At 48.1% G+C, this 23553-nt stretch carries 21 protein-coding genes; 13 read left to right on the forward strand and 8 right to left on the reverse strand.

Annotation, left to right across the window (positions count from 1 at the left end; all coding sequences use genetic code 11):
* Positions 1–198: 198 nt before the first annotated feature.
* From ccsA to KJS94_RS08240, 3 genes are read left to right on the forward strand one after another with little or no spacing between them, the layout of a single operon-like run.
* Positions 199–867 (forward strand): cytochrome c biogenesis protein CcsA, encoded by a 669-nt coding sequence (gene ccsA / locus KJS94_RS08230; RefSeq protein WP_214447700.1) that lies wholly within the window; start codon positions 199–201, stop codon positions 865–867.
* Positions 860–1090, forward strand: a complete 231-nt coding sequence (locus KJS94_RS08235; RefSeq protein ID WP_214447699.1) for a CcmD family protein — start codon at positions 860–862, stop codon at positions 1088–1090. Before ccsA ends, KJS94_RS08235 begins: the two co-directional genes overlap by 8 nt.
* A 59-nt stretch (positions 1091–1149) precedes the next feature.
* On the forward strand, positions 1150–2568 hold the full coding sequence (locus KJS94_RS08240) for a Glu/Leu/Phe/Val family dehydrogenase (protein ID WP_214447698.1): 1419 nt from the start codon (positions 1150–1152) through the stop codon (positions 2566–2568).
* Between the two features lie 92 nt (positions 2569–2660).
* Here KJS94_RS08240 and KJS94_RS08245 read toward each other — a convergent pair whose 3' ends face one another.
* The gene (locus tag KJS94_RS08245; protein WP_214447697.1) at positions 2661–3098 is read right to left on the reverse strand and encodes a type I restriction enzyme HsdR N-terminal domain-containing protein; all 438 of its coding nucleotides are present in this window, start codon (positions 3096–3098) and stop codon (positions 2661–2663) included.
* 100 nt (positions 3099–3198) lie between these two features.
* Between KJS94_RS08245 and KJS94_RS08250 the strand changes: the two genes are divergently transcribed.
* The 5 genes from KJS94_RS08250 (at position 3199) to KJS94_RS08270 (ending at position 8455) form a co-directional block, all read left to right on the forward strand.
* Positions 3199–3969, forward strand: a complete 771-nt coding sequence (locus tag KJS94_RS08250) for an AMP nucleosidase (protein WP_214447696.1) — start codon at positions 3199–3201, stop codon at positions 3967–3969.
* A gap of 18 nt (positions 3970–3987) precedes the next feature.
* Positions 3988–4377, forward strand: a complete 390-nt coding sequence (locus KJS94_RS08255) for a hypothetical protein (protein WP_214447695.1) — start codon at positions 3988–3990, stop codon at positions 4375–4377.
* A gap of 9 nt (positions 4378–4386) precedes the next feature.
* Complete coding sequence (locus KJS94_RS08260) at positions 4387–6138, forward strand: ABC transporter ATP-binding protein (RefSeq protein ID WP_214447694.1); 1752 nt, start codon at positions 4387–4389, stop codon at positions 6136–6138.
* A 241-nt stretch (positions 6139–6379) separates the two neighbouring features.
* Positions 6380–7429 carry a tRNA preQ1(34) S-adenosylmethionine ribosyltransferase-isomerase QueA gene (gene queA, locus KJS94_RS08265; protein WP_214447693.1) on the forward strand — a complete coding sequence of 350 codons (1050 nt, stop codon included), beginning with the start codon at positions 6380–6382 and terminating at the stop codon, positions 7427–7429.
* Positions 7430–7525: 96 nt separating this feature from the next.
* A complete protein-coding gene (locus KJS94_RS08270; RefSeq protein WP_214447692.1) occupies positions 7526–8455 on the forward strand; it encodes an alpha/beta hydrolase in 930 nt (309 codons plus the stop codon).
* A gap of 65 nt (positions 8456–8520) precedes the next feature.
* On the opposite strand, the gene KJS94_RS08275 is transcribed toward KJS94_RS08270, so the two are convergent.
* From KJS94_RS08275 to KJS94_RS08285, 3 genes are all read right to left on the reverse strand, one after another.
* Positions 8521–9843, reverse strand: coding sequence for an aspartate kinase (locus tag KJS94_RS08275; protein WP_214447691.1), 1323 nt, complete (start codon positions 9841–9843; stop codon positions 8521–8523).
* Positions 9844–9991: 148 nt separating this feature from the next.
* Entirely contained in the window at positions 9992–11071 is a 1080-nt protein-coding gene (locus KJS94_RS08280; protein ID WP_214447690.1) for an Ldh family oxidoreductase, read from the reverse strand.
* 96 nt (positions 11072–11167) lie between these two features.
* On the reverse strand, positions 11168–11632 hold the full coding sequence (locus tag KJS94_RS08285; RefSeq protein ID WP_214447689.1) for a single-stranded DNA-binding protein: 465 nt from the start codon (positions 11630–11632) through the stop codon (positions 11168–11170).
* Between the two features lie 193 nt (positions 11633–11825).
* On the opposite strand from KJS94_RS08285, the gene mnmA reads away from it, so the two are divergent.
* Both mnmA and KJS94_RS08295 read left to right on the forward strand, forming a co-directional pair.
* Positions 11826–12935: a tRNA 2-thiouridine(34) synthase MnmA gene (gene mnmA, locus KJS94_RS08290; protein ID WP_214447688.1), complete on the forward strand. Its 1110-nt coding sequence runs from the start codon at positions 11826–11828 to the stop codon at positions 12933–12935.
* 114 nt (positions 12936–13049) lie between these two features.
* Positions 13050–13796 (forward strand): hypothetical protein, encoded by a 747-nt coding sequence (locus tag KJS94_RS08295; protein WP_214447687.1) that lies wholly within the window; start codon positions 13050–13052, stop codon positions 13794–13796.
* A 14-nt stretch (positions 13797–13810) separates the two neighbouring features.
* Here KJS94_RS08295 and KJS94_RS08300 read toward each other — a convergent pair whose 3' ends face one another.
* From KJS94_RS08300 to KJS94_RS08310, 3 genes are all read right to left on the reverse strand, one after another.
* Positions 13811–14989: an RsmB/NOP family class I SAM-dependent RNA methyltransferase gene (locus KJS94_RS08300; protein WP_214447686.1), complete on the reverse strand. Its 1179-nt coding sequence runs from the start codon at positions 14987–14989 to the stop codon at positions 13811–13813.
* Between the two features lie 103 nt (positions 14990–15092).
* Positions 15093–16640: a 2-oxoglutarate dehydrogenase complex dihydrolipoyllysine-residue succinyltransferase gene (odhB, locus tag KJS94_RS08305; RefSeq protein WP_214447685.1), complete on the reverse strand. Its 1548-nt coding sequence runs from the start codon at positions 16638–16640 to the stop codon at positions 15093–15095.
* Between the two features lie 49 nt (positions 16641–16689).
* On the reverse strand, positions 16690–19422 hold the full coding sequence (locus tag KJS94_RS08310) for a 2-oxoglutarate dehydrogenase E1 component (RefSeq protein ID WP_214447684.1): 2733 nt from the start codon (positions 19420–19422) through the stop codon (positions 16690–16692).
* A 191-nt stretch (positions 19423–19613) separates the two neighbouring features.
* Between KJS94_RS08310 and rpsT the strand changes: the two genes are divergently transcribed.
* From rpsT to KJS94_RS08325, 3 genes are all read left to right on the forward strand, one after another.
* A complete protein-coding gene (gene rpsT, locus KJS94_RS08315) occupies positions 19614–19877 on the forward strand; it encodes a 30S ribosomal protein S20 (RefSeq protein ID WP_214447683.1) in 264 nt (87 codons plus the stop codon).
* Between the two features lie 149 nt (positions 19878–20026).
* The gene (locus tag KJS94_RS08320) at positions 20027–21763 is read left to right on the forward strand and encodes a M14 family metallopeptidase (protein WP_214447682.1); all 1737 of its coding nucleotides are present in this window, start codon (positions 20027–20029) and stop codon (positions 21761–21763) included.
* Between the two features lie 67 nt (positions 21764–21830).
* Positions 21831–22682, forward strand: a complete 852-nt coding sequence (locus KJS94_RS08325) for a toxin-antitoxin system YwqK family antitoxin (protein WP_214447681.1) — start codon at positions 21831–21833, stop codon at positions 22680–22682.
* A gap of 95 nt (positions 22683–22777) precedes the next feature.
* Here the strand turns inward: KJS94_RS08325 and KJS94_RS08330 are convergent, their stop codons facing one another.
* Positions 22778–23500: a head GIN domain-containing protein gene (locus KJS94_RS08330; RefSeq protein ID WP_214447680.1), complete on the reverse strand. Its 723-nt coding sequence runs from the start codon at positions 23498–23500 to the stop codon at positions 22778–22780.
* Positions 23501–23553: the final 53 nt, after the last annotated feature.

Consider the following 23553-nt stretch of genomic DNA (forward strand, 5'->3'; position numbering starts at 1 on the left):
TTCAGGGGGAGAGCAGGTAAATTCAAAAAAATCAAGGGATAGCCAGTCTATCTTATCTTTTAACAAATCCATTGGAAACCAATAAGGCCAGACTGTCTTTGAGAACAGTTTTCCCCTAATTTTGCCCCACTTATTCGGCCTCCGGGAGCTTGCTATCATTCTTTCACCTGACCGGGGCCCTGAACTATAATTATTCGTATGCGCCTATCGTGGTGGAAAATATTGTGTATCCTCCTCCTGTTCGTGATCTCAATAGCAGGTTTCCTGGGGGGAGTACCGGCCAAGCCCATCCTTAATGAAACCATAAGGAATCTCTATTTCCATGTCGCCATGTGGTTTGGCATGATGATATTCTTTATCGTTTCCGTAGTGAACTCAGTTAAATACCTGAGGGGCGGCAATCCAAGACATGACCTGATGGCGGTAGAATATGCCAACACAGGAATCCTGTTTGGCCTCCTGGGCCTGCTGACCGGAATGATATGGGCCAATTACACCTGGGGAAAGCCCTGGAGCAATGACCCCAAGCAGCTCGGGGCGGCAATTGCCATCTTGATCTATTTTGCTTACCTAGTGCTCAGGAACTCCATGGTAGACATCGATAAACGAGCAAAAATCGGAGCGGTATACAATATTTTCGCGTTTGCCATGTTATTCCCCACGATCTGGATCATTCCAAGGTTAGTGGAAAGCCTGCACCCAGGGGGCATGGGCAACCCAGCACTCAACACCAATGATATTGACAGCAGGATGCGGATGCTGTTTTGGCCTGTGGCCGTTCCGGGCTGGACCCTCCTCGGGGTTTGGATAACATCACTCCGAATCAGGCTCAGAACCATTGAAGAACAAAAACTGAATCATGCATAAGATGATCTCCCGTATAAGCGCATTGCTATTGTTGGTCCTGTTTAGCCTGAACCTGGCTGCCCAGCAAACCATGCCGGATGAGCCTGTTCAAATGGCTGATGGATTGCGCTCTAATGGCAAAATATACGTGGTGGTAGCCGTAGTTGTAACCATCCTTGCCGGCGTAGTAGCCTACCTGGTCAGCATTGACCGAAAGATCAGCAAAATGGAAAAGGATAAGTGATCCCCTCCTTCCGTCAACGATTGAAATACCATATAAAACAACGTTCTAAAAACTAAATCATGTCAGCACATCAAGAGTACAGCTTCTTTGGAGCAGTGGAAAAGAGCTTTGACAAAGCGGCACAATTCACCAACTGGGATCCAGGAATCCTGGAGCAGATCAAGCAGTGCAACTCTGTGTATCGTATGCACTTCCCTGTAAAAATCGGCGATAAGATCGAAGTTATTAAGGCTTATAGGGTACAACACTCCCATCACAAAACACCTTGTAAGGGTGGTATCCGTTTTGCCACTTCCGTAAACCTTGACGAAGTGATGGCGCTTGCGGCTTTGATGACCTACAAGTGCGCTATCGTAAACGTTCCATTCGGTGGTGCAAAAGGCGGTATCAGTATCGATCCTAAGAAGTATACCCCATATGAATTGGAGAAGATCACACGTCGTTATACCCACGAATTGATCAAGAAGAACTTCATCGGACCCGGTACTGATGTTCCTGCGCCTGACTATGGAACAGGTGAACGTGAAATGGCCTGGATCCTCGATACTTATATGAGTATGAAACCAGGTGAGGTTGACGCATTGGGTTGCGTTACCGGCAAGCCTGTTACCCAGGGTGGTGTTCGCGGTCGCCGTGAAGCAACCGGCCTTGGTGTTTTCTACGGTATCCGTGAGGTTTGTAACATGACAGATGTGATGGAGCGCCTTGGTCTTTCTGTTGGTATTGCTGGCAAGACCGTAGTTGTTCAGGGTCTGGGCAACGTGGGTTACCATGCTGCCAAGTTCTTCCGCGAAGGCGGCGCCAAAGTGATCGCCATTGCAGAATATGAAGGTGCGATCATGAACCCTGCAGGATTGAATGAAGAAGAGGTTTTCCAGCACCGTAAGAAAACAGGCTCTATCCTGAACTTCCCTGGTGCAACCAATATCACCAATTCCAACGAAGCACTGGAACTGGATTGCGAGATCCTTATCCCGGCTGCCCTCGAAAACGTGATCAATGGCGACAATGCACCCCGCATCAAGGCAAAGATCATTGGTGAAGCAGCGAACGGACCGCTTACCCCAGAAGCTGATGAAGTATTTGCCTCTAAAGGAATACTCGTTGTGCCAGATATGTACCTGAATGCAGGTGGTGTAACCGTTTCTTACTTCGAGTGGTTGAAGAACCTGAGCCACGTTCGTTATGGTCGTTTGGAAAAGCGTTTTACCGAGAACCAGAACAAGAACATCATCAGCCAGATCGAATCACTGACCGGCAAGAGAGTGAATGAAGCCGAAAAGATGGTGATCGAACATGGTCCTGATGAAGTAGACCTGGTATACAGTGGCCTGGAAGAAACCATGATCACTGCTACCCGAGAGATCATGGATTGCTGGAAGAAGAATCCTTCCATTCCTGATATGCGTACCGCTGCTTATGTTGTTGCGATCAATAAGGTTGCTACCAGCTACGCAGAACTGGGTATCTTCCCCTAACAGGAACAACCTATATACCTTCAAGACCCTCCCTGGTGGAGGGTCTTGTTATTTTCGGGACCATGCAGCGTGTACAGTAACATCAGTCCGGGTCAGGAATGGGAAGGCAATTCCAACCTCATGTCCAGTCCATTATCCTTTCTTTCGAAACAATAGGAAAAATGTCCATTGGTGATCACCAGGTACCGGACTGGCATGGCCATATTATATCGGAGCACCTGGTGGAGTACCTCTTCGTCCAACCGCACATCCATAGCCTTGCACTCCACCATCAACCAGGGCTGATGGGCCTGGTTATACACCAGTATGTCGAACCTTTTTTTCAACTCCCCTAATACCAGTTCTTTCTCCACAGCGATCAGGCTTCCCGGGTAGTTCAATACTTTGAGGAGATATTGGAGGAAGTTCTGCCTGACCCACTCTTCAGGTGTGAATGCCACCCATTTGCGGCGGCATTCATCATATACCTGCCGCTTACCAGCGTTATTCCGCATCCTGAAATCATGCTCCGGAAAAGCAACTTGCACCATTGGACAAAGCTAAAGGATTTAAAAAACAGTCAACAGGAGCGGCTACAAAATTGTATATTGCAAAAATTTACTTTTCAGAAAGCATTGTAAAAAAAGACGTATGAAGACCAAAGAAGAAATTGTACAGAACTGGTTACCCCGTTACACCGGTCAGCAACTTGAAAATTTTGGCAAGTACATCCTCCTCACCAACTTCAGCAATTACGTGGACCTTTTCGCCAAGTGGCACAATGTGGAAGTGATCGGTGTTGGCAGGCCAATGCAATGCGCCACAGCAGATGATATCACCATCATCAATTTCGGTATGGGAAGTCCTACAGCCGCCACCATCATGGACCTGTTAACCGCCATTGAGCCCAAGGCCGTGCTATTCCTCGGGAAATGTGGTGGTCTGAAAAAGCGCAATAAGGTTGGAGACCTGGTATTACCAATTGCCGCCATAAGGGGCGAGGGTACTTCCAACGACTATTTCCCGCCTGAAGTCCCGGCACTACCGGCATTCGCCTTGCAAAAGGCGGTTTCCACCACTATCCGCGACTACGGTGTTGATTACTGGACAGGAACCGTGTACACCACCAACAGACGGGTTTGGGAACACGATGAGGAGTTCAAGGAATACCTGAAAAGGGTCAGGGCTTATGCCATTGATATGGAAACAGCCACCATTTTCTCGGTTGGCTTTTACAACAAAATACCTACCGGAGCACTACTGCTGGTCAGCGATTCCCCAATGGTTCCCGAAGGGGTGAAGACAGAGGAAAGCGATAAAAAGGTAACCGGGGAGTATGTAGAGAACCATATTAAGATCGGAATTGATTCCCTCAAACAACTGATCAATGATGGACTAACGGTGAGGCACCTACGATTCTAGACCATTAAACCAAATACAATGAAAAAGTACTTCTCCCTGCTTGCCCTATCCCTGATTATCCTTGGGGCCTGCAAGACCGCAACAAATCAAACCGGCGCTGGCCTTGTAGGTAAATTAGTAGTGGTGGAAAATTGTGGCCATTATGTGGTAACCCTTGAAAAAGGCAATCTTGACCCGGGAAAATTAGCCGCTAACTGGAAGGATGATAAACGTAATGCAAGCTATATTGCAGCGTTTGCAGTTGCCAATCCCTGTTCATTTGGTAAAACAGGATTAAAAGAAGGCGACAGGTTCAGTTTTGAGATAGTTGAACAACCAGAGGCTGAAAATTGTGCCGTTTGTATGATGTACTATCCTACGCCCGAACAAAAACTGGCCATTAAGAATATCAGGAAACTGGATAAATAAGCAACCGATTTGAACGAGCCGCTACTTTCCATCAGCGACCTCACCGTGGTTTTCAGGAATGAGGGACAGACCACTGAAGCCGTGAAAGGGGTATCTTTTTCTGTAAATCGCGGAGAAGTAGTTGCTGTTGTAGGGGAATCAGGATCAGGCAAATCTGTCACCTGCCTTTCCATTCTTGGATTGTTGCCCGAAGCAAAAGTCCATTACCCCAAGGGAGAGATCTGGTTCAGGTCAGGAGATGCACCGCTTGACCTTTTGAAATGCCCTCCAGAACAATTTCAGGACCTTCGCGGGAACAAGCTCAGCATGATCTTCCAAGAGCCCATGACCTCCCTCAACCCTGTATTTTCCTGCGGCGAGCAGGTAGTTGAGGCGATCACCCGTCGTAGGAAAATGAGCAGGGCGGATGCCCAAAAAGAGACCATCAGGTTATTCACTGAAGTGAAACTTCCAGAACCGGAAAAGATCTTCCGGAAATACCCCCATGAAATTAGCGGAGGGCAAAAACAAAGGGTCATGATCGCTATGGCCATTAGCGGCGAGCCTGACCTATTGATAGCGGATGAACCCACCACCGCCCTTGATGTAACCGTTCAAAAAAGTATCCTGGAGTTATTGAAAGAGGTCCAGGAAAGGAACAGGATGGGGATGATCTTTATTACCCATGACCTGGGGATTGTGGCGGAGATCGCTCACAAGGTGGTTGTGATGTACCGTGGAAAAATTGTAGAGCAAGGATCCACATCAACTATTTTCAACAGTCCCCAACACCCATATACCAAGGCATTGTTGGCCTGCCGTCCAATCTTACATGCTAAGGGAAAAAGACTACCCGTTGTCAGTGACTTTTGGGTGGAAGACGGGGATCTGCAGCAACCTTTACCCATTGCTGCCCGTTCCCAACCGGCAGATTCAGGTATCCCGGTTTACGCACCTGAAAGCAAAGATGCTTTGGCCCAAAGGGAACCCCTGATCAGGGTGGAAAACCTGGAGGCCTGGTTTCCCAAGGCAAGGAATATTTGGGGCACCCCAATTGCGTACAATAAGGCAGTAGACGATGTAAGTTTTGAGGTTTATGAAGGGGAAACCCTTGGTATTGTCGGGGAATCCGGTTGCGGAAAGACCACCCTGGGAAGGTGCCTGCTACGGTTGATCCCAGCGCGTTCCGGTCATATCTGGTACAAAAGAAAGGACCTCCTGCAGATGCAAGGGAGTGAACTGTTGCCGATGAGAAAGGAGGTACAGGTTGTTTTCCAGGATCCCTATTCCTCGCTGAATCCCAGGATCACTATTGGTGATGCCCTGACTGAAGTATTATCTGTCCATGGAAAGGGAAGGAATTCCAGGGAAAGAAAGGACCATGCAATAGCCCTACTGGAACAGGTTAGCCTTAAGGCGGAACATTTCAATCGTTACCCTCATGCGTTTAGTGGCGGTCAAAGGCAAAGGATAGGCATTGCCCGCGCATTGGTATTAGCCCCCGACTTTATCGTTTTTGACGAAAGTGTGAGTGCATTGGATGTTAGTGTTCAGGCCCAGGTATTGAACCTGATCAATGACCTGAAGCAGGTCCATGGATTCACGGCTATCTTCATTTCGCATGATCTTGGGGTAGTGAAATATATCAGTGACCGGATCATGGTCATGAATAAGGGGAAGATCGAAGAGATCGGCGAAGTGAAGGAGATATGGAACTCCCCCCAATCGGCCTATACCCGGAAATTGCTGGAAGCCATACCCGGAAGGAACCCGATTCGCTGATACCTGTTACCTTCAAATGAACACACATAACTAATAGATTTTCAAGAAGATGAAATAGAATTTGGGGGTCCCGACAGATTTTACCGGTAATATCCAATATTTCGTACCTTTGCAGCCTTCCAAATCATGCCGTAACATGATAACAAACCCGGTGCCGTAAGACCGGGATGTACAGACCCCTGAACCCGCGTTCCCTCCTGGTTTGTTTCATGTGGCCGTTTGATAGCAAAACAGTTAACACATGAAGTTATCACAGTTCAAGTTCGACCTTCCCCTAAACCTTATTGCCCAGCACCCTGCGAAAAAACGTGAAGACAGCCGTATGATGGTGGTTCACCGCAAAACGGGCCAGATCGAGAACAAGTATTTCAGGGATATCCTCGAGTATTTCGACGATAAGGACGTGTTCATCGTTAATAACACGAAAGTATTCCCCGCGCGTATGTATGGCCGAAAGGAGAAGACAGGTGCCAAGATCGAAGTCTTCCTCCTGCGCGAATTGAACAAGCCAAATCGCTTGTGGGATGTGATTGTTGATCCCGCAAGGAAGATCAGGGTTGGTAATAAACTCTATTTCGGAGAGAATGATGAACTGGTTGCAGAGGTAATCGATAATACCACCAGCCGTGGAAGGACCATTCGCTTTCTCTGGGATGGCACTGACGAAGAATTCCGCCAGATGCTGGAATTCCTTGGTGAAACGCCCCTCCCCAAATACATCAAGCGCAAGCCTGATGAAGAGGATAAAGAGCGCTACCAAACTGTATATGCCAAGCATGAAGGTGCAGTTGCAGCACCCACGGCAGGTTTGCATTTCAGCAGGGAATTGATCAAGCGTCTTGAGATCAAGGGTATCCGCTTTTCCGAGGTTACCCTTCATACCGGATTGGGCACATTCAGGCCTATTGAAGTGGAAGACCTGAGCAAGCACAAGATGGATGCTGAATACTACCGCATAGATGATACCGCCTGCCAGATCGTCAACAAAGCCAAGACAAGCGGGCACAGGATCTGTTCTATTGGTACCACTACCATGCGCGCAATTGAATCTTCCTTCACTGCAGAAAAACTGTTGAAACCATCAGAAGGATGGACCAATCATTTTATCCATCCGCCTTATGAGTTTTCCATTGCCGACTCATTGGTGACCAATTTCCATCTCCCCAAGACCAGCTTGCTCATCATGACCTGTGCATTTGCAGGATATGACCTGGCTATGGAGGCTTATAAGAAGGCCATCAAGGATAAATACAGGTTCTTCAGTTATGGCGACGCCATGCTGATCATCTAATAAAAAAAGCCGCTGTTCCCCAGCGGCTTTTTTGTTAGCCTTTAACATTAAAAGCTGCAATTTGAGGAATATCTTTATTGACCACAATCCTGATCAATGAAACAATTGATAGCATTAATGACAACGGCCATGTTAGCTATGAACCTCCATGCCCAGGAAGAACTTCCCTTGTATGATAAGGAGGTCCCCAATTCCATTGCCGGAAACAATGATGAACGCGCTGAAACCGGCAGCGATGGTATTCTTAGGATCTACAATGTATCAAAGCCCACCCTGACCGTTTACCTTCCGGATGCGGGGAAATCAAATGGTACAGCTGTGATCATTTGTCCCGGTGGCGGATACCGCCTCCTGGCAGCAGGCCATGAAGGAGCTGATGTAGCCAGGGAATTTACCAAATGGGGAGTTACCGCATTCGTGTTGAAGTACCGGCTTCCTGATGATGCCATTATGAAGGACAAAAGCATTGCCCCACTGCAGGATGCGCAAAGGGCCATTCAAATGGTAAGGGATAAGGCCAAGATCTGGCAGCTTAACCCCAAGCAGATCGGCATTATGGGATTCAGTGCCGGGGGCCACCTGGCGGCATCTGCCGGTGTACATTTTGATAAAGCAGAAATAGATAACCCATTGAAGACTTCCCTGAGGCCCGACTTCATGATCCTTGTTTACCCGGTGATCAGTTTTACGGATGAACTTGCGCATAAGGGTTCCCGTGAGCAACTCCTCGGGAAGACGCCGGATAAGAAACAGGTAATGTTCTTCTCTGCCGAGCAGCAGGTCACCAAGAAAACCCCGCCTACCTTCCTTGTGCATGCAAAGGACGACAAAGCCGTAAAGTATGAGAATTCTATGGCCTTCGCCGCATCACTTGAACAAAACAAGGTAAAACATGACATTTACCTCTACGATAAAGGGGGCCATGGCTTTGGCATGGTAAATAAAACCTCCGATGTAAAGTGGATGAAATATGTGCAACAATGGATGGCCGACCAGGACCTTCTGATCAGGACCACAAAGTTCTAAATCGATGCGTTTGTCAATAAAAAAGCCGCCAGTATCCTGGCGGCTTTTGTTTGCACATATTAATATCATTCCAGGCCAAAGAGCCCTTTATTCAACAACTGAAGAGTTTCTGTCTTATAATTACCCGGGATGAGCAGGGATACATTGTGCCGGCTTCCCCCATAGCTCACCATCCTGACCGGAACGGGCTTCAGGGCTTCAAAAAGCTTGCTCAGGATATCCTGGGTCTGGGCAATATCATTACCAACAATAGAAACAATGGTCTGGTCCCTGTCCACTTCAATATTACCGAATGGCTCCAGTTCCTTTACGATAGCATCAAGGAAGGCGGGATTATCGATCGTTACAGATACAGCTACCTCTGAAGTGGTGATCATATCAATAGGTGTGCGGTATTTCTCGAAAACCTCGAAGATTTTCCTGAGGAAACCATAGGCCAGCAACATCCTGGTGCTCTTGATATTGATGGCAATGATCCCATCCTTTGCAGCGATGGCCTTCACCCCAACAGAACCAGCGTCCTTGGTGATAACCGTTCCTGCTGCCTCAGGTTGCATGGTATTCAGCAGTTTTACCGGTACCTTTTCCTGTTGGGCCGGCCAGATACAGGTAGGGTGCAGGATCTTCGCGCCGAAGTAGGCCAACTCCGCGGCTTCCTCAAAGCTCAATTGCTCAACCGGAATGGTTTTCTTTACCACGCGTGGGTCATTGTTATGCATCCCGTCAATATCGGTCCAGATCTCACACACAGATGCATTCGCAGCAGCAGCAACCAATGATGCAGTATAGTCACTGCCGCCACGCTTAAGGTTATCTACTTCCCCCCTTGCATTACGGCAGATATAACCCTGCGTAATAAAGAGTGCTATATCCTTATGCTGCTCGAGTAAAGCGGTCAGTTTCTGGCGAATGGACGGCAACTGCGGTTCGTCATTCGCATCAATGCTCATGAATTCCAATGCCGGCAACAGGAAATGCTTTACGCCTATTTCCTCCAGGTAAACACAGAATAGTTTTGTACTCATCAGTTCCCCCTGCGCAAGGATATCCTTATTGAGCGCTTCATTAAAGGATATCTTGGTGATGATATTCAAGAATTCGAAATGCTCGGCAATGATGGCATTGGCCTTCTCCCTGGAAGTATCCTGTTTCACCAGCGCGGTAATGAAGTTTTTATAGTGCTGTTCCAGGTTATCAATTACCTGTTTCGCTTCCTGTTTATCGCCTTTTGACAAGGCTTCACCAATAGCCACCAGCGTATTGGTAGTTCCGCTTAAAGCACTTAGTACCACGATCTTGGGTTCGTTATCCCTTGTGATCAGTTGAGCCACCTGGTGCATCCTCTCCGACTTTCCAACGGAGGTGCCACCGAACTTCATTACTTTCATTGAGCGTAGTTTGTTTTTATTGATTCATAAATATTCGACCCGGACACCAATGATAATGTCCGGTCAATAGAAATCCCCAAAAAGTTTCTGGTAGGTGAAAACTGAACGCCTCATACCGTTCCAGGATGGCAAGCAAAAGTCTCCGAAGTTAAAACTTGATCGCGAATTTTTGGGCAAGATCTTCCAGGTCCTTCACCACAGGGGCTAACAGGGGGATTCCCTTTTGCATTCTTTCCCCTTCCATTTCCCGCTCAGGATCACCAGGTATCAATACCTTCTCCTGCCCTTCTACCGGCTTTGCAGAACGGAAGCGCCTGATCCAGTTATCCATATGCTCCTTGAAATCATCGGCAGGGCGGAAAGCATCGATCCGCATGGCGCCAAAGAAATGCCCTATCCCTTTACCTGGCATCCCGGTAGGCATCGGCACATAGGCCGGGAAAGGAGGAACCCAGGGTCCATAATTGGCCCCGCTGAGTACGGCTGAAAAGATATCGACTATTGAGCCAAGCGCGTACCCCTTATGGCTGCCGTGCTCGCGGTCCCCACCGAGCGGTAACAATGCGCCACCGGTTTTCAAGGCATGTGCATCAACCGTAGAGATGCCGTCCTTATCCTGGATCCAACCCTGTGGCGCATCCAGGTTCTTTCTTTGCAATATCTCCAGTTTTCCGTTAGCTGCGGTAGTTGTAGCCAGGTCGGCCACAAATGCCGGCTCCCCGCCTGCGGGAATGGCTACGCATATGGGATTGGTCCCCAACAAACGTTCAACAGAAAAGGTAGGTGCCACCAGTGGGCTGGCATTGGTCATGCTGATACCGATCATATCCTTTTCCAGGGCCATCATGGCATGGTAACCAGCGATCCCATAGTGGTTGCTGTTCTGTACACTTACCCAGCCTGTTCCTACCGCGGCCGCCTTATCCATGGCTACCTTCATGGCGAATGGGGCAACCACCAGCCCAAGCCCGCTATCACCATCCACTACAGCGGTTGACGGGGTTTCATGGATGATTCTCAGGGAGGGGGTGGCGTTAACGCGACCAGCTTCCCAAAGCCTTACATACCCACTCAGGCGGGCCACGCCATGGGAATCGATCCCCCTCAGGTCAGCACTCAGTAATACTGTTGCAGCGGTCGCGGCATCTGCGTCGGGACATCCCATTGCAAGGAATACGGATTCTGTAAACCCCTTCAGTTGGGGATAAGAAATGATTTGATCTGCCATAAAGCAAAATAACAGTTTTGCCTTTGAATGCAACACAAACAAAAACCGCTGACCTTGAAAAGGCAGCGGCTGGTACGTTATTTCATTTCATCCTTATTAGAAGGGCAGGTCATCTTCCATAGGCATAGAAGAGGGTTGCTGCATAGCTGGTGCCGGCGCGGCATTAAAGCTATTGTTGCCGTAATTATTTCCGCCACCATACTGCTGTTGCCCCGGCTGCTGGTAACCACCCTGCTGTCCTTCAGTCTTACTGCCCAACAACTGCACATTCTGTACCCTAAGGGTCAGGGATGCACCTGTAGTGCCGTCATTCTTGGGATAGGTCCTCACTTCTGGGGTGCCTTCAACATATACCTGGGTACCCTTGCGCAAATAAGGCGCAATAGCGGTCCTGTCTGTCCAATATGCACATTCTACCCAAATGGTCTTCTCCTGCTGGTTACCCTGGCTGTCACGATACTTCTCCGTATGGGCAACGTTAAAATTCAATACAGATCTTCCGTTAACATTGTTGGTCACACAATCCTTTCCTAAGTTCCCGATGACTTGAAGCTTGATCATAATAATAAATTTAGCTGCGTAATAAAAATATTCAGGAAGGCAATTTACAGTTTTGTGGTCTCCTTCCTCCCCCACCCTTACGCTATGTTGATAACTTCCTTTTATCCTAAATTCCCCAGGAAGGCCACCTATATATTTGCATATACAACAATGAATTATTTCCTTCGTATATTTGCAGCCTTAAAGGATATATATGAGCCGGAAAGGAAAGGTTTTGGTGGCGATGAGTGGCGGTATTGACAGTACCGTAACGGCACTGATGTTGCACCAGGAAGGGTACGAGGTAGTGGGCATCACCATGAAAACATGGGATTATGCTACATCAGGGGCCAGCAAAAAGGAAACCGGGTGCTGCAACCTCGACTCCTTCAACGATGCGAGGATGGCCGCAGTACAGCATGGATTCCCGCACTTTGTACTGGATATCAGGGAAGAGTTCGGGGATTTTGTGATCGAGAATTTCGTTGATGAATACCTCGCGGGAAGGACTCCCAACCCCTGCGTGATGTGCAATACCCATATCAAGTGGAGGGCATTGTTGAAACGGGCCGATGCACTGGAATGCGATTTTATTGCTACCGGGCATTACGCCAATGTGCACCAACACCGTAATGGCAGGTTTTACATCAGCAAGGGCCTCGATGAACTGAAAGACCAGAGCTATGTGCTTTGGGGACTGCAGCAGGACCTGCTCAGCAGGACCCTATTACCCCTTGGTAAGTACCGCAAGACCGAGATCAGGCAGATGGCCCATGATTTCGGCTATCCTGAACTGGCCAAAAAAGCGGAGAGCTACGAGATCTGCTTTGTGCCGGACAATGACTACAGGGGTTTCCTGAAAAAGAAAGTGGAAGGCCTGGAAGAAAAGGTTGCCAATGGCAATTTCGTTGATAAAAATGGAAAGGTACTTGGCAAACACAAAGGTTATCCTTTCTATACCATCGGCCAGCGCAAAGGCCTGGAGGTAACTTTCGGCAAACCGGTTTATGTAACGGGTATCATTCCCGAGACCAATACAGTGGTGCTGGGTGACGAAGAGGACCTCAATCGCACTGAGGCCGTAATAAGCAAGATCAACTGGATCAAGTATGAGGGCATCACCGATGGCATGGAAGCCACCACCAAGATCCGCTACAAGGATAAAGGCTCCCTCTCCACCCTTTACCAGCACGAAAATGGGGTTAAGGTGCAATTCTTTGAGGACGTTAAAGGTGTTGCGCCCGGACAAAGTGCGGTATTTTATGAGGGTGATGATGTGATCGGGGGCGGCATCATCCAGCGCCAGCCCATCACACTGGGTTAAGCAATAAAGACCGGCGGAAAATCGTTTAAACCAGGCCACAATTGGCTTGGTTTTTTATTGCAAAGCAACAGCCAGATCTTTAGCTTTGTCTATCATCAGTACCATGAACCACATATGAGATCGATCCTTTTCAAAACACTTATCCTTTCAGGAATGGTAGCGCTGGGCGCCTGTGGGAAAGAGTCTGCGACACTGGAAACCACCAGGCCAGAGGAATACTTCAATCTGCAGCCAGGTAAATACATTATTTACCAGTTGGACTCCACTGTCAGGAAGGAAGGTTCCAATACAGATTTTATTGTAAGAAGTTACCAGGCCAAGGATGAAGTGGACCAGGAAGTAATGGACAACCTGGGAAGGAAAAGCTGGCGTATATTCCGTTATATCCGATCACTCAATAGTACCAACGAAGCCGATTGGAAACCGCTGGCCACCTACCTGGTGACACCCAATTTTGAGGATGTGGAAGTGATCGATAACAACCAACGCTACATTAAGCTCATCGCGCCGGTTGTGGAAGGCAAGACCTGGTTTGGCAACCGCCATATCAATACCACCCTCGGGACAGAACTGGATTACCTTGACGAATGGGAATACCAATACCAGGATATCGGGGCTTCCTTTACCCCGCTGAACACCCCGGTTGACAACACCATTAGTATCCTCCAGGCGGATGAGACCGATGGCGCTCCTGAAAACCCGAATGCCTATAGCGCCAGAACCTATAGTAAAGAGGTATACGGTTGGGGAATAGGAATGATATATAAAGAACTTTTAACCTGGGAAACGCAGTTGAATAACGACAACAGGTATGTAAGGACCGGCTTCGGGATCAAACTCCGGATGATCAGCCACAACTAATAAGTACGGAATCTTTAAACAGGCTTGCACAACACCGCCGCGAACATGGTGTCCGCCCTATGTTCGTAGCCTTTTAGGTAACCCTTTGATTGCAGTTTCAATGCTGTATTAGCAGTCAACCAGTCGATTACCCCTTCATTTTCGTCCCTGAAAGCAGAACAGGTAATATATAAAAGGCACCCCCCGGGCTTAAGTCCCCTACTTGCATTGACAGCAATTCTCTTTTGAAGGGAACTGAATTGTTCTATGGACCCAGGGTCAAAATATACGAGTTGCTCAGGCGTTCTCCCCCAGGTACCACTCCCGGAACAGGGCACATCTGCAATAACAAGGTCGAAATTCTTTTTAGCTCCGTCATAAGTCGCCATATCCGCCTCAAACTGATGATAATTCCTGATACCCGCTTCGGAAAACCTTTTCTTAAGGTTCGCCAGGATAGAAGTTCGGATATCAGTAACCGTTAGATCAATATTCCCAAGGGTATCGACCGCGAGGATGGACTTACCACCGGAAGCAGCGCAACAATCCCAGGCCTTTAACCTGCCCGAAACGACCGGTTGGGCTATTCCTGCAGCCATGGTCATGGGCCCGGCAACCTCTTGCGAGCTCAGGTCCTGCACAACGAGATCAGTGTTGACAAGAAAATGCTCTTCAAGTTTAAATCCATTGGGTAATTGAATGGCAGATTTGCCGATTCGTTCAAACTTTGTCCCAAGCATCATAAGCTTGTCCATTACTTTCCTATCCTTCCCAGGTCTTATCCTTGCGTACAAATGTGGCTGGTAGAGGTGTGAAGTTGAAAAGGAAAAACCATCAATATCCCCGCCCAATTGATCGAGCCAAGGAAAAATGGTCAGATCACCTGCATGGTATCCTGCCAATTGCAATTTCTCAATGACCCCAGTACCGGCAAACCCATTCCATTCAGGCCTTAAAGCAGCCAACATATTATCCGGCCCTTCTGCACACAAGAACAAACCAAGTATTACCCTCTCCTGACTCGGCAGCTGCCTGAAAGCATGCCCCAGGCGGAAATAGGCATAACATAGGTGCCCGATCTGTTTCCTGTCACGGGATCCATGCTTTTTATTTGAACTGAAATATTGCTTGAGGAAGGCCGCAAATGGCAATTGGCCATTATAGGATTCCAGCAATCTGCAGGCAGTATCCAGGTGTGCAATTGTGTAGGTCATAGCACTTAAAAAAACTTCGGGGCCATTAAAGAAATTACCCTGGCAATCTCCAGCTTAGCTTTCAACACGCCAGGGTAACCCCAAAACTAATTCCGGTAATATATTATACTTCCAACAGGGTCTTTACAGGATCCTTGCCGAACAGTAACAACTCAGGATTCTCCAGCAATTCCTTCACCCTAACCAGGAAGCTCACTGACTCGCGACCGTCAATGATACGATGGTCGTAGCTGAGGGCCACATACATCATGGGCTTGATCACCACCTGGCCATTAACTGCCATGGGGCGTTCCTGGATCTTGTGCATACCGAGGATTGCAGACTGAGGGATATTGATGATGGGAGTACTCATCAGGGAGCCGAATACACCACCGTTGGTGATGGTGAAAGTACCCCCCTGCATTTCTTCCATGGAAAGCTTATTATCCCTTGCCTTGGTGGCGAGTTCCACAACTTTCTTTTCGATATCCGCCATACCCAGGCTTTCTGCATTACGGATCACCGGAACTACAAGGCCCTTGGGCGCAGATACGGCTATGGAAATATCGCAATAATCGTGGTATACGATAGAATCACCATCAATGTAGGCATTTACGGCTGGCCATTCCTGTAAGGCATAACAACAAGCCTTGGTGAAGAAGCTCATGAAGCCAAGGTTCACACCATGCACTTCCTTGAACTTATCCTTGTACTTGGCGCGGATAGCCATGATCGGCGACATGTCCACTTCATTGAAAGTGGTCAGCATGGCAGTGGTATTCTTGGCTTCGACCAGGCGGCGGGAAACTGTCTTCCGCAGGTTGCTCATTTTCTCGCGCTTATCGTTCCTGCTGAACAATTCCTTACCAGGCGTACGGCCGGGATTGTTCAAGGCATCCAGCACATCCGTCTTCAGGATCTTTCCGCCATAACCACTAGGCGTAACCGATTTAGGATCCACTTTCTTGTCGGCAATTATTGCAGCAGCTACAGGGGAAGCTTTCAGGTCATTAGGAATTGTAGTAACTGGAGCCTGGGCAGCGGCTGGTTGGGCTGCTTTTGCCGGAGTTTCAGCAGGCTTGGCTGTACCAGCAACAGGAACGGCAACATCAGTGTCAATAGTAGCAACGATATCACCAATTTTCAGGGTATCCCCTTCCTTAGCCACCTGCTTCAATTGACCGGCTTCTTCCGCATTCAGTTCAAAAGTCGCTTTCTCGCTTTCCAGTTCACAAAGCACTTCATCGCGATGAACGAGGTCGCCCTCTTTCTTCAGCCATTTAACCAGGGTTACTTCACTGATCGATTCGCCTACAGTGGGGACCTTCATTTCGATCACACCCTTACCAACGGCCTTTGCCTCTGCCACAGGGGCAGCAGCTGGAGCGGCGGTAACGGAAGGAGCGGCAGCGGCAGGAGCTGAAGATGCCGGCGCTGCTGCAGTTTCATCAATACTGGCAACAACATCACCGATCTTAAGGGTATCGCCCTCGGCGGCCTTGGTGGTAAGCACACCAGCCTGTTCTGCATTCAATTCAAAGGTTGCTTTTTCGCTTTCCAATTCAGCGATCACTTCATCGCGCTGAACATAGGAACCATTCGGCTTTAGCCATTTTACGAGGGTAACCTCACTAATTGATTCCCCTACTGTCGGAACTTTTATATCGATCATATGACTCGTTTCAGGTTTCTTTATGCGGATATCCTTTCTATACTATTAATCAAATGGAAAAGGCTGTTTCAACGATCTCTGCCTGCTCCTGTGCATGCACCTTGGCATAACCTGTAGCGGTGGCTGCACTGGGCTGGCGACTGATCACGCCAAAATTAATACTGTTCAGGTTCATCTTCAGGAATGATGCAGCACCCATGTTCAGCGGTTCTTCCTGAACCCAGAACCAGGTAGCCTTGCTGTATTTGCGGTACAATGCATCCAGTTGTTTTTGGGGCAAAGGATACAATTGCTCTACCCTGATGATGGCTACATCCTTTTTATTTTCCTTCAGCTGGCGTGCAGCAAGGTCAAAATAAACCTTTCCACTACAGAACAATACCTTCTTCACTTCAGCAGGATTTTCCACAAAGCTATCCTCGATCACTTCCCTGAAACCTCCGGAAGTAAACTCTTCGATCCTCGAATAGGATTCAGCCAATCGCAGGTTTGCCTTGGGGGAGAAGTTTACCATAGGCTTGCGGAAAGGCCAGGCCAACTGGCGACGCAAGGCATGGAAAAAGTTTGCAGCAGTGGTAATATTGGCAACAACGATGTTCAGCTCGGCACAAGCCTGCAGGAATCGCTCGAGGCGGGCACTGCTGTGCTCAGGCCCCTGGCCTTCGTAACCATGGGGCAGCAACATGACCAGGCCACTTTGTTTTTGCCATTTCTGTTCTGCGGCAGTAATGAACTGGTCGATCATGATCTGGGCACCGTTCACGAAATCACCGAACTGGGCTTCCCACAATACCAGGGCATTGGGTGAAGCAAGTGAATAACCATATTCAAAACCCAATACGCCATACTCGCTCAACAGGGAGTTATAGATCCTGAACTGTCCCTGGTTCTCCTGGAAATTATTCAGCCTGTTGTATTGCTTATTGGTTACTTCGTCATAGATTACTGCATGACGATGGGAGAAGGTGCCCCGCTTTACGTCCTGGCCACTCATCCTAACCTCACTACCATTTACCAGCAAACTGGAATAGGCCAGTAATTCACCGGTAGCCCAATCGATCTTGCCTTCTGTTTCGTACAACTTCACTTTATCCTGCAACAGCTTCTCCACTTTCTTCAATGGCTTGAAGTCGGAAGGCCATTTCATCAGGCCATCAAAGAGTCGCTTTAGTTCTGCTGCGGGAATGGCAGTTTCAGGTGATTGGTCAAAATCTTCTGCAGTTGCTTTCCTGAGCTTCTCCCATGCTTCTTCCGGCTTTTGGATCTTATACGGAATGGGATTCTGTTTGATCTCATCCAGGCGTTCCTGGAGGTCGCCCCAAAACTTCTTCTCCATTTCCCTTGCCAGGTCAGCATCCACATCTCCCCTTTCGATCAATACCTTGCTGTATACTTCGCGTGGGTTGGGATGTTTCTCGATCAACCCGTATAAGCTGGGTTGGGTAAACTTGGGATCATCGCCTTCATTATGGCCATGCCTGCGATAACAAAGCAGGTCAATGAAAAAATCTGAATTAAAGTGCTGGCGATAGGCTGTTGCGATCTGGACAGCTTTTACTACTGCTTCAGGATCATCGCCATTGACATGCAACACGGGAGCCTGGATCATGGCAGCAACGGAAGTACAATAATCCGCACTGCGTGCGTCATCAAAATCCGTTGTAAAGCCTATCTGGTTATTGATCACAAAATGGATGGTTCCACCGGTATAGTAACCCGGCAGATTACTCATCTGCACTACCTCATACACAACACCCTGGCCCGCGATAGAAGCATCGCCATGGATGAGGATGGGAAGGATATTATCATACTCTGATTGATACAGGACATCTGCCTTGGCACGTGAAAAACCTACCACCACAGGGTCTACAGTTTCAAGGTGGGAGGGGTTAGGCACCAGCTGAAGGTTTACTTTCTTCCCATTTGGCGTAGTATGGTCAGCCCGGAATCCCAGGTGATATTTTACGTCACCGCTACCCATTGTGGTGTCGGCGGGGATATTGCCTTCAAACTCATTGAAAATTTGCTCGTAGGTCTTGCCCAGGATATTTGCCAGGACATTCAACCTACCGCGGTGAGCCATGCCAATTACCACTTCCTGTACACCGAGGTCGGCAGCAGTATTGATGATGGCGTCAAGGGCAGGAATGGTAGACTCACCACCTTCCAGGGAAAATCTTTTCTGCCCGATATACTTGGTATGCAGGAATTTTTCAAAGATCACGCCCTGGTTAAGTTTCTCCAGGATCCTCTTCTTCTGGTCAATGGAGGGGGTCTCCAACAGGGTCTTTTCCACCGCATTGGCCAGCCACTCGATCTTTTCCATATCGTTGATGGAACTGTATTCTACCCCCACCGACGTGCTATAGCATTGTTGCAGGTGGTCAAGGATCTGCTTAAGGGTGGCGCCTGGCTTCCCAATAAACTTACCTGCCTCAAATACAGTATTGAGGTCCGCCTCTGAAAGGCCAAAGAATTTCAGGTCCAGGTTAGGCTTCCGGTCTTTCCGGGGACGGATCGGGTTGGTCTTTGCGATCAGGTGGCCCTTCTTCCTGTAGGCCTGTATCAGCTGGTAAACGCTGAATTCCCTGCCCAGCTGGCTGGCATCTACTGCCGCACCCGCGGGGGCATGGCCATTCACGGCATTGGCAACAGCAAAATCAAAGCCTTCAAAAAACTTTTTGAACTCCGGGTCTACACTGGCAGGGTCTTTAACAAAATCCTGATACAGACTCTCAATATATGCCGGGGAGGAATTGGTGATGTACGAAAAATCCTTCATATGGAATAGCACCTTTAGCGGTCTGAAAAATGGTCAGCAAATATCGGGAAAACTGCGCTACTTATCTGAGCATAAGCTAAAATAGTTCAACCCTTTGCGTTAACAATTCCTTTAGAAAATCCAAAAACCCAAGATTTTTTTTTGGAGGTTAGGTCATCCCGGCTTACCTTTGCCGTCCTAAATTTTCAAGAATGGCAAATCATAAGGCTACTAAAAAAGATGTGCGTCAGGCTGCTAAGCGCCGTGAGAGAAACCGTTATTATGGTAAAACAACCCGTAATGCCATCCGTGATCTGAAGGCTCAGAAGGACAAGAAGGCTTTTGACGAAGCCATGCCTGATACCGTAGCAATGATCGATAAACTGGCCAAGCGTGGTATTATCCACAAGAACAAGGCTAATAACCTGAAGAGCAAGCTTGCCAAGCGTGCCAATAAAATGGCTGTAGCTCAATAATTTAGGTTAGCCACATCTTACTTTATATATGAAGGCCCCGCCGTTAGCGGGGTTTTTCTGTTTTCCCCAACCGGCCATGTAAAATACCCCCGTCCCTAAGCGGCATTTCCTTCTGCTTCGTATCTTGACCCCTTAATTTCCAACAATATATGAAGCATGTTCTGGGCCTTGCCCTGTCCCTGACCCTATTTTACCATTCCCAGGCCCAACCCCTGCCAACGGTCTTTGAAAAGACGGGAGGCCGCGAAACAGCTACCTACCAGGAGGTGATCAGCTATTACCAGCAACTGGACAAACAATCCAACCGCCTGAAGTTGACGACCATGGGGATGACCGACGCCGGTTTCCCCCTTCACCTGGCCCTCTTCAGCAATGATGGTAGCGCCGATCCGGCCTTGTGGCACCGGCAGAATAAGGTGGTCATCCTTATCAATAATGGTATCCACCCGGGTGAACCTGATGGTATTGACGCCAGTATGATGCTCCTCCGTGACCTGGTAACCGGAAGGAAATCCATTCCCAACAATGTGGCCCTTGCCTTTATCCCGGTCTATAATATCGGGGGCTGCCTGAACAGGAGCGCCTATTACCGGGTGGACCAGGACGGGCCGGATGCCTTTGGGTCGAGGGGAAACTCCCAAAACCTTGACCTGAACCGCGACTTCATCAAATGTGATTCCAGGGAAGCCAGGAGTTTTACTGGTATCTATCATTTTACCAACCCGGATGTATTTATCGACAACCATGTAAGTAATGGCGCCGATTACCAACATATCATGACCCTCATCGCCAGCCAGCACAATAAACTGGGTGGCAAGATGGGTGAATTCATGAACAAACAGTTCGAACCCGGTCTTTATAGCCTCATGAAAGCGAGAGGCTATGATCTCATCCCTTATGTCAATGCTTTTGGTGACACCCCCGAAAGTGGCTGGCCTGAATTCCTGGAGGGACCAAGGTATAGCAGCGGATATGCTTCCCTTTGGAACAGTTTTGCCTTCGTGCCAGAAACCCATATGCTTAAACCGTATAAGCAAAGGGTAGATGCAACCTATCAGCTCATGGAATGTTTCGTGCAGTTTGCGTCCACCAATGCAACAACCATTAAGCAGCTGCGGAAGGAAACCATAGCAGAGAACTTACGGAAAACAAGATTTCCTATAGACTGGTCCCTTGATAAAGAGCAGTACACAGAACGCACTTTCAAAGGCTTTGAGGCCGGAAAGAAACCCAGCGGTGTTTCCGGCTTGCCAAGGTTGTACTATGACCGTAGTAAACCCTTTGAAAAGAAGGTCAAATTCTACAATACCTATAAAGCTTCACTTGAAGTGGAAAGGCCTGAAGCCTATATCATCCCACAAGGATGGTGGAAGGTCATCGACCTGTTGGCCACCAATAAAGTGGAGATGCAGCAGATCAGGAAGGACACCATCATGGCCCTGGAAGTTTACCGTATAGCAGATTACAAATCCATTCAAAGGCCCTTTGAAAGCCATCACCTGAATACTGAGGTAAAAGTGACCAAACAAACCGAACAGGTCAGGTTAAGGAAAGGCGATTGGTATATTCCGATGAACCAGCCAGCCAACAGGTTCCTGGTGGAGGTACTTGAACCACAGGCCGACGACTCCTATTTTGCCTGGAATTTCTTTGACGGCATACTCGGCCAAAAGGAAGGATATAGCAGTTATGTTTTTGAAGACACCGCTGAGGAATTCCTCAAACAAAACCCTGAGGTAAGAAAAAAGCTGGAGGAGAGAAAGGCAACTGACAGCAGTTTTGCCAAAAGTGCAGCCATGCAACTCGATTTTGTATACAAGCACTCCCCCTATTATGAGCCAGACCACAACAAGTACCCCGTGTACCGGCTACCATCACAGCACTAAGTATTAAGGTTGGATTAAAATCCAACCTTTTCCTTTATCTGCCGTTAGTACAGGTAACTTCGTATCAATGGGAAGGATGAATAAATATCAATGGACCTTTTTACCCGCCCTATTCCTATTCGTGGGATTAAAGACCATTGCGCAAAATGACCTTAACCAATCCACCAGTTTGGGCAAGAACGGCAGCGGTACTGCCCTGTCCACTCCCCTCCCGACCCAACTACAGGACCTTCCGTCAGCAATACCCGGTAAGCAGCAATTCTCCATTGCCTACAGGAAGAATAAAGCCCATGGTCCCTGGAAGAGCTGGTATGCTAATAGTAACTTATGCGATTCAGGTAATTTTATTATGGGTATCCCTGATGGGGAATGGAAGGGATGGTACCCCAATGGAAAAACAAGGTTCATCCGTACTTACAGTGCAGATAAGCTGGAACGTATAGCCCAGGAAAGCAGGAAACATCCCAAACATATCCACACCCCGCTAGCCAGGATGGCTAATACCGATCCGACCTACCTGGAGAAAGCTACCAGTATGGAAGGATCATTCGGAAGTTTTCTGGCTAGGGAAAAGGCAGGCAACAGCCCTGCAAAGGACCTGCCTCTACAAGCAGCTGAATGGAATACGACAGAGGGGAGCAAGGGCTACCTTCCACCTTTCACCACGGGTCTGCTTCATGGCCAGTTCATCAACTATTACCCTAATGGAGCAGTTAAGGATTCAGGCTATTATAAAAACGGCTTAAGGGAAGGGCACTGGGAAGAATGGCTGGAATCAGGACAGGTAAAGTCGGCAGGCAGTTACCTGCATGGTGTGAAAAACGGCTCCTGGTCCTTCTACAGTTCAAAAGGCAAGCTATTATCAGTAAAGACCTACAACAATAAAGGGGAAGTGACCCACCAGAAATTTTTTGAATAAGCAGGGAGAAAAATCTTCGCAGAACTTCTTATATCGCAAGCAACTGACAATAAAAAAGCACCACCTGAAAACTCAGGTGGTGCTTTTTTATTCATTTAATTTCCCTGCTTAAGGGAACCGCTGCCTTTGAAATCACTTTTGATCGCAGGAGAACCTTTGTAGGTCACATTACCGCTACCCCTTACTTCCACATCAAGGTTCTTGCTCGCAAATACATATGCATCACCACTACCCCTGATCTCCACAGCTACTGACTCAGCCTTAAGGTCTGATGCTTTCAGGTTTCCGCTACCAGCACTTTCCATTTTCACTTCCCTGGTTTCACCGCTGATGGTAACATCGCCACTGCCATAGGTTTCAGCCTTCACAGCTGGCACCCTTACCTGCAGGTTAATATTGCCACTACCTTTGGAACCGATCTCCAATTCCGTGCTATCAACGATGGGTCCTTCACTTACCATATCACCGGAGCCGTAGGTCCACACCGCATCGTAATGAGGCGACACTACGGTGATCTTTACATCGCGGGTAGGCTTCAACCGGAATCCCTCTTCAGTTTTGATCACCAGCTTATTGGCCATTACATTGGTTTCAATATGGGAGATAATGTTATCTTCTCCTTCGATTAATACCTGGTGGGAAGGCCCGGATTTAAGGGTAATATTAAATGCACCCTTCTGTTCTACCCGGGCAAAATCACCGGGAGTGATCGTTTTCGTGGTCACATTACCGTTACCCTTAACCTTTTTTCCCATTCCGTAATAACAGGAAGAAAAGACCATGCTGATGATGATCAGGAAGCCAATTACTTTTTTCATGTTGATGGTTTTGTACAAAGCTTTTGCAATTTCCATAATTTGACTACATGTTA

Origin of the sequence: Flavihumibacter rivuli (assembly GCF_018595685.2) — a bacterium.
Lineage (GTDB): Bacteria > Bacteroidota > Bacteroidia > Chitinophagales > Chitinophagaceae > Flavihumibacter > Flavihumibacter rivuli.

Excerpts from the sequence above, each read along its gene's own strand:
- ccsA (WP_214447700.1), top strand. The coding sequence starts at position 199 with ATGCGCCTATCGTGGTGGAAAATATTGTGTATCCTCCTCCTGTTCGTG.
- KJS94_RS08235 (WP_214447699.1), top strand. The coding sequence starts at position 860 with ATGCATAAGATGATCTCCCGTATAAGCGCATTGCTATTGTTGGTCCTG.
- KJS94_RS08240 (WP_214447698.1), top strand. The coding sequence starts at position 1,150 with ATGTCAGCACATCAAGAGTACAGCTTCTTTGGAGCAGTGGAAAAGAGC.
- KJS94_RS08245 (WP_214447697.1), bottom strand. The coding sequence starts at position 3,098 with ATGGTGCAAGTTGCTTTTCCGGAGCATGATTTCAGGATGCGGAATAAC.
- KJS94_RS08250 (WP_214447696.1), top strand. The coding sequence starts at position 3,199 with ATGAAGACCAAAGAAGAAATTGTACAGAACTGGTTACCCCGTTACACC.
- KJS94_RS08255 (WP_214447695.1), top strand. The coding sequence starts at position 3,988 with ATGAAAAAGTACTTCTCCCTGCTTGCCCTATCCCTGATTATCCTTGGG.
- queA (WP_214447693.1), top strand. The coding sequence starts at position 6,380 with ATGAAGTTATCACAGTTCAAGTTCGACCTTCCCCTAAACCTTATTGCC.
- KJS94_RS08270 (WP_214447692.1), top strand. The coding sequence starts at position 7,526 with ATGAAACAATTGATAGCATTAATGACAACGGCCATGTTAGCTATGAAC.
- KJS94_RS08275 (WP_214447691.1), bottom strand. The coding sequence starts at position 9,843 with ATGAAAGTAATGAAGTTCGGTGGCACCTCCGTTGGAAAGTCGGAGAGG.
- KJS94_RS08280 (WP_214447690.1), bottom strand. The coding sequence starts at position 11,071 with ATGGCAGATCAAATCATTTCTTATCCCCAACTGAAGGGGTTTACAGAA.
- KJS94_RS08285 (WP_214447689.1), bottom strand. The coding sequence starts at position 11,632 with ATGATCAAGCTTCAAGTCATCGGGAACTTAGGAAAGGATTGTGTGACC.
- mnmA (WP_214447688.1), top strand. The coding sequence starts at position 11,826 with ATGAGCCGGAAAGGAAAGGTTTTGGTGGCGATGAGTGGCGGTATTGAC.
- KJS94_RS08295 (WP_214447687.1), top strand. The coding sequence starts at position 13,050 with ATGAGATCGATCCTTTTCAAAACACTTATCCTTTCAGGAATGGTAGCG.
- KJS94_RS08300 (WP_214447686.1), bottom strand. The coding sequence starts at position 14,989 with ATGACCTACACAATTGCACACCTGGATACTGCCTGCAGATTGCTGGAA.
- odhB (WP_214447685.1), bottom strand. The coding sequence starts at position 16,640 with ATGATCGATATAAAAGTTCCGACAGTAGGGGAATCAATTAGTGAGGTT.
- KJS94_RS08310 (WP_214447684.1), bottom strand. The coding sequence starts at position 19,422 with ATGAAGGATTTTTCGTACATCACCAATTCCTCCCCGGCATATATTGAG.
- rpsT (WP_214447683.1), top strand. The coding sequence starts at position 19,614 with ATGGCAAATCATAAGGCTACTAAAAAAGATGTGCGTCAGGCTGCTAAG.
- KJS94_RS08320 (WP_214447682.1), top strand. The coding sequence starts at position 20,027 with ATGAAGCATGTTCTGGGCCTTGCCCTGTCCCTGACCCTATTTTACCAT.
- KJS94_RS08325 (WP_214447681.1), top strand. The coding sequence starts at position 21,831 with ATGGGAAGGATGAATAAATATCAATGGACCTTTTTACCCGCCCTATTC.
- KJS94_RS08330 (WP_214447680.1), bottom strand. The coding sequence starts at position 23,500 with ATGAAAAAAGTAATTGGCTTCCTGATCATCATCAGCATGGTCTTTTCT.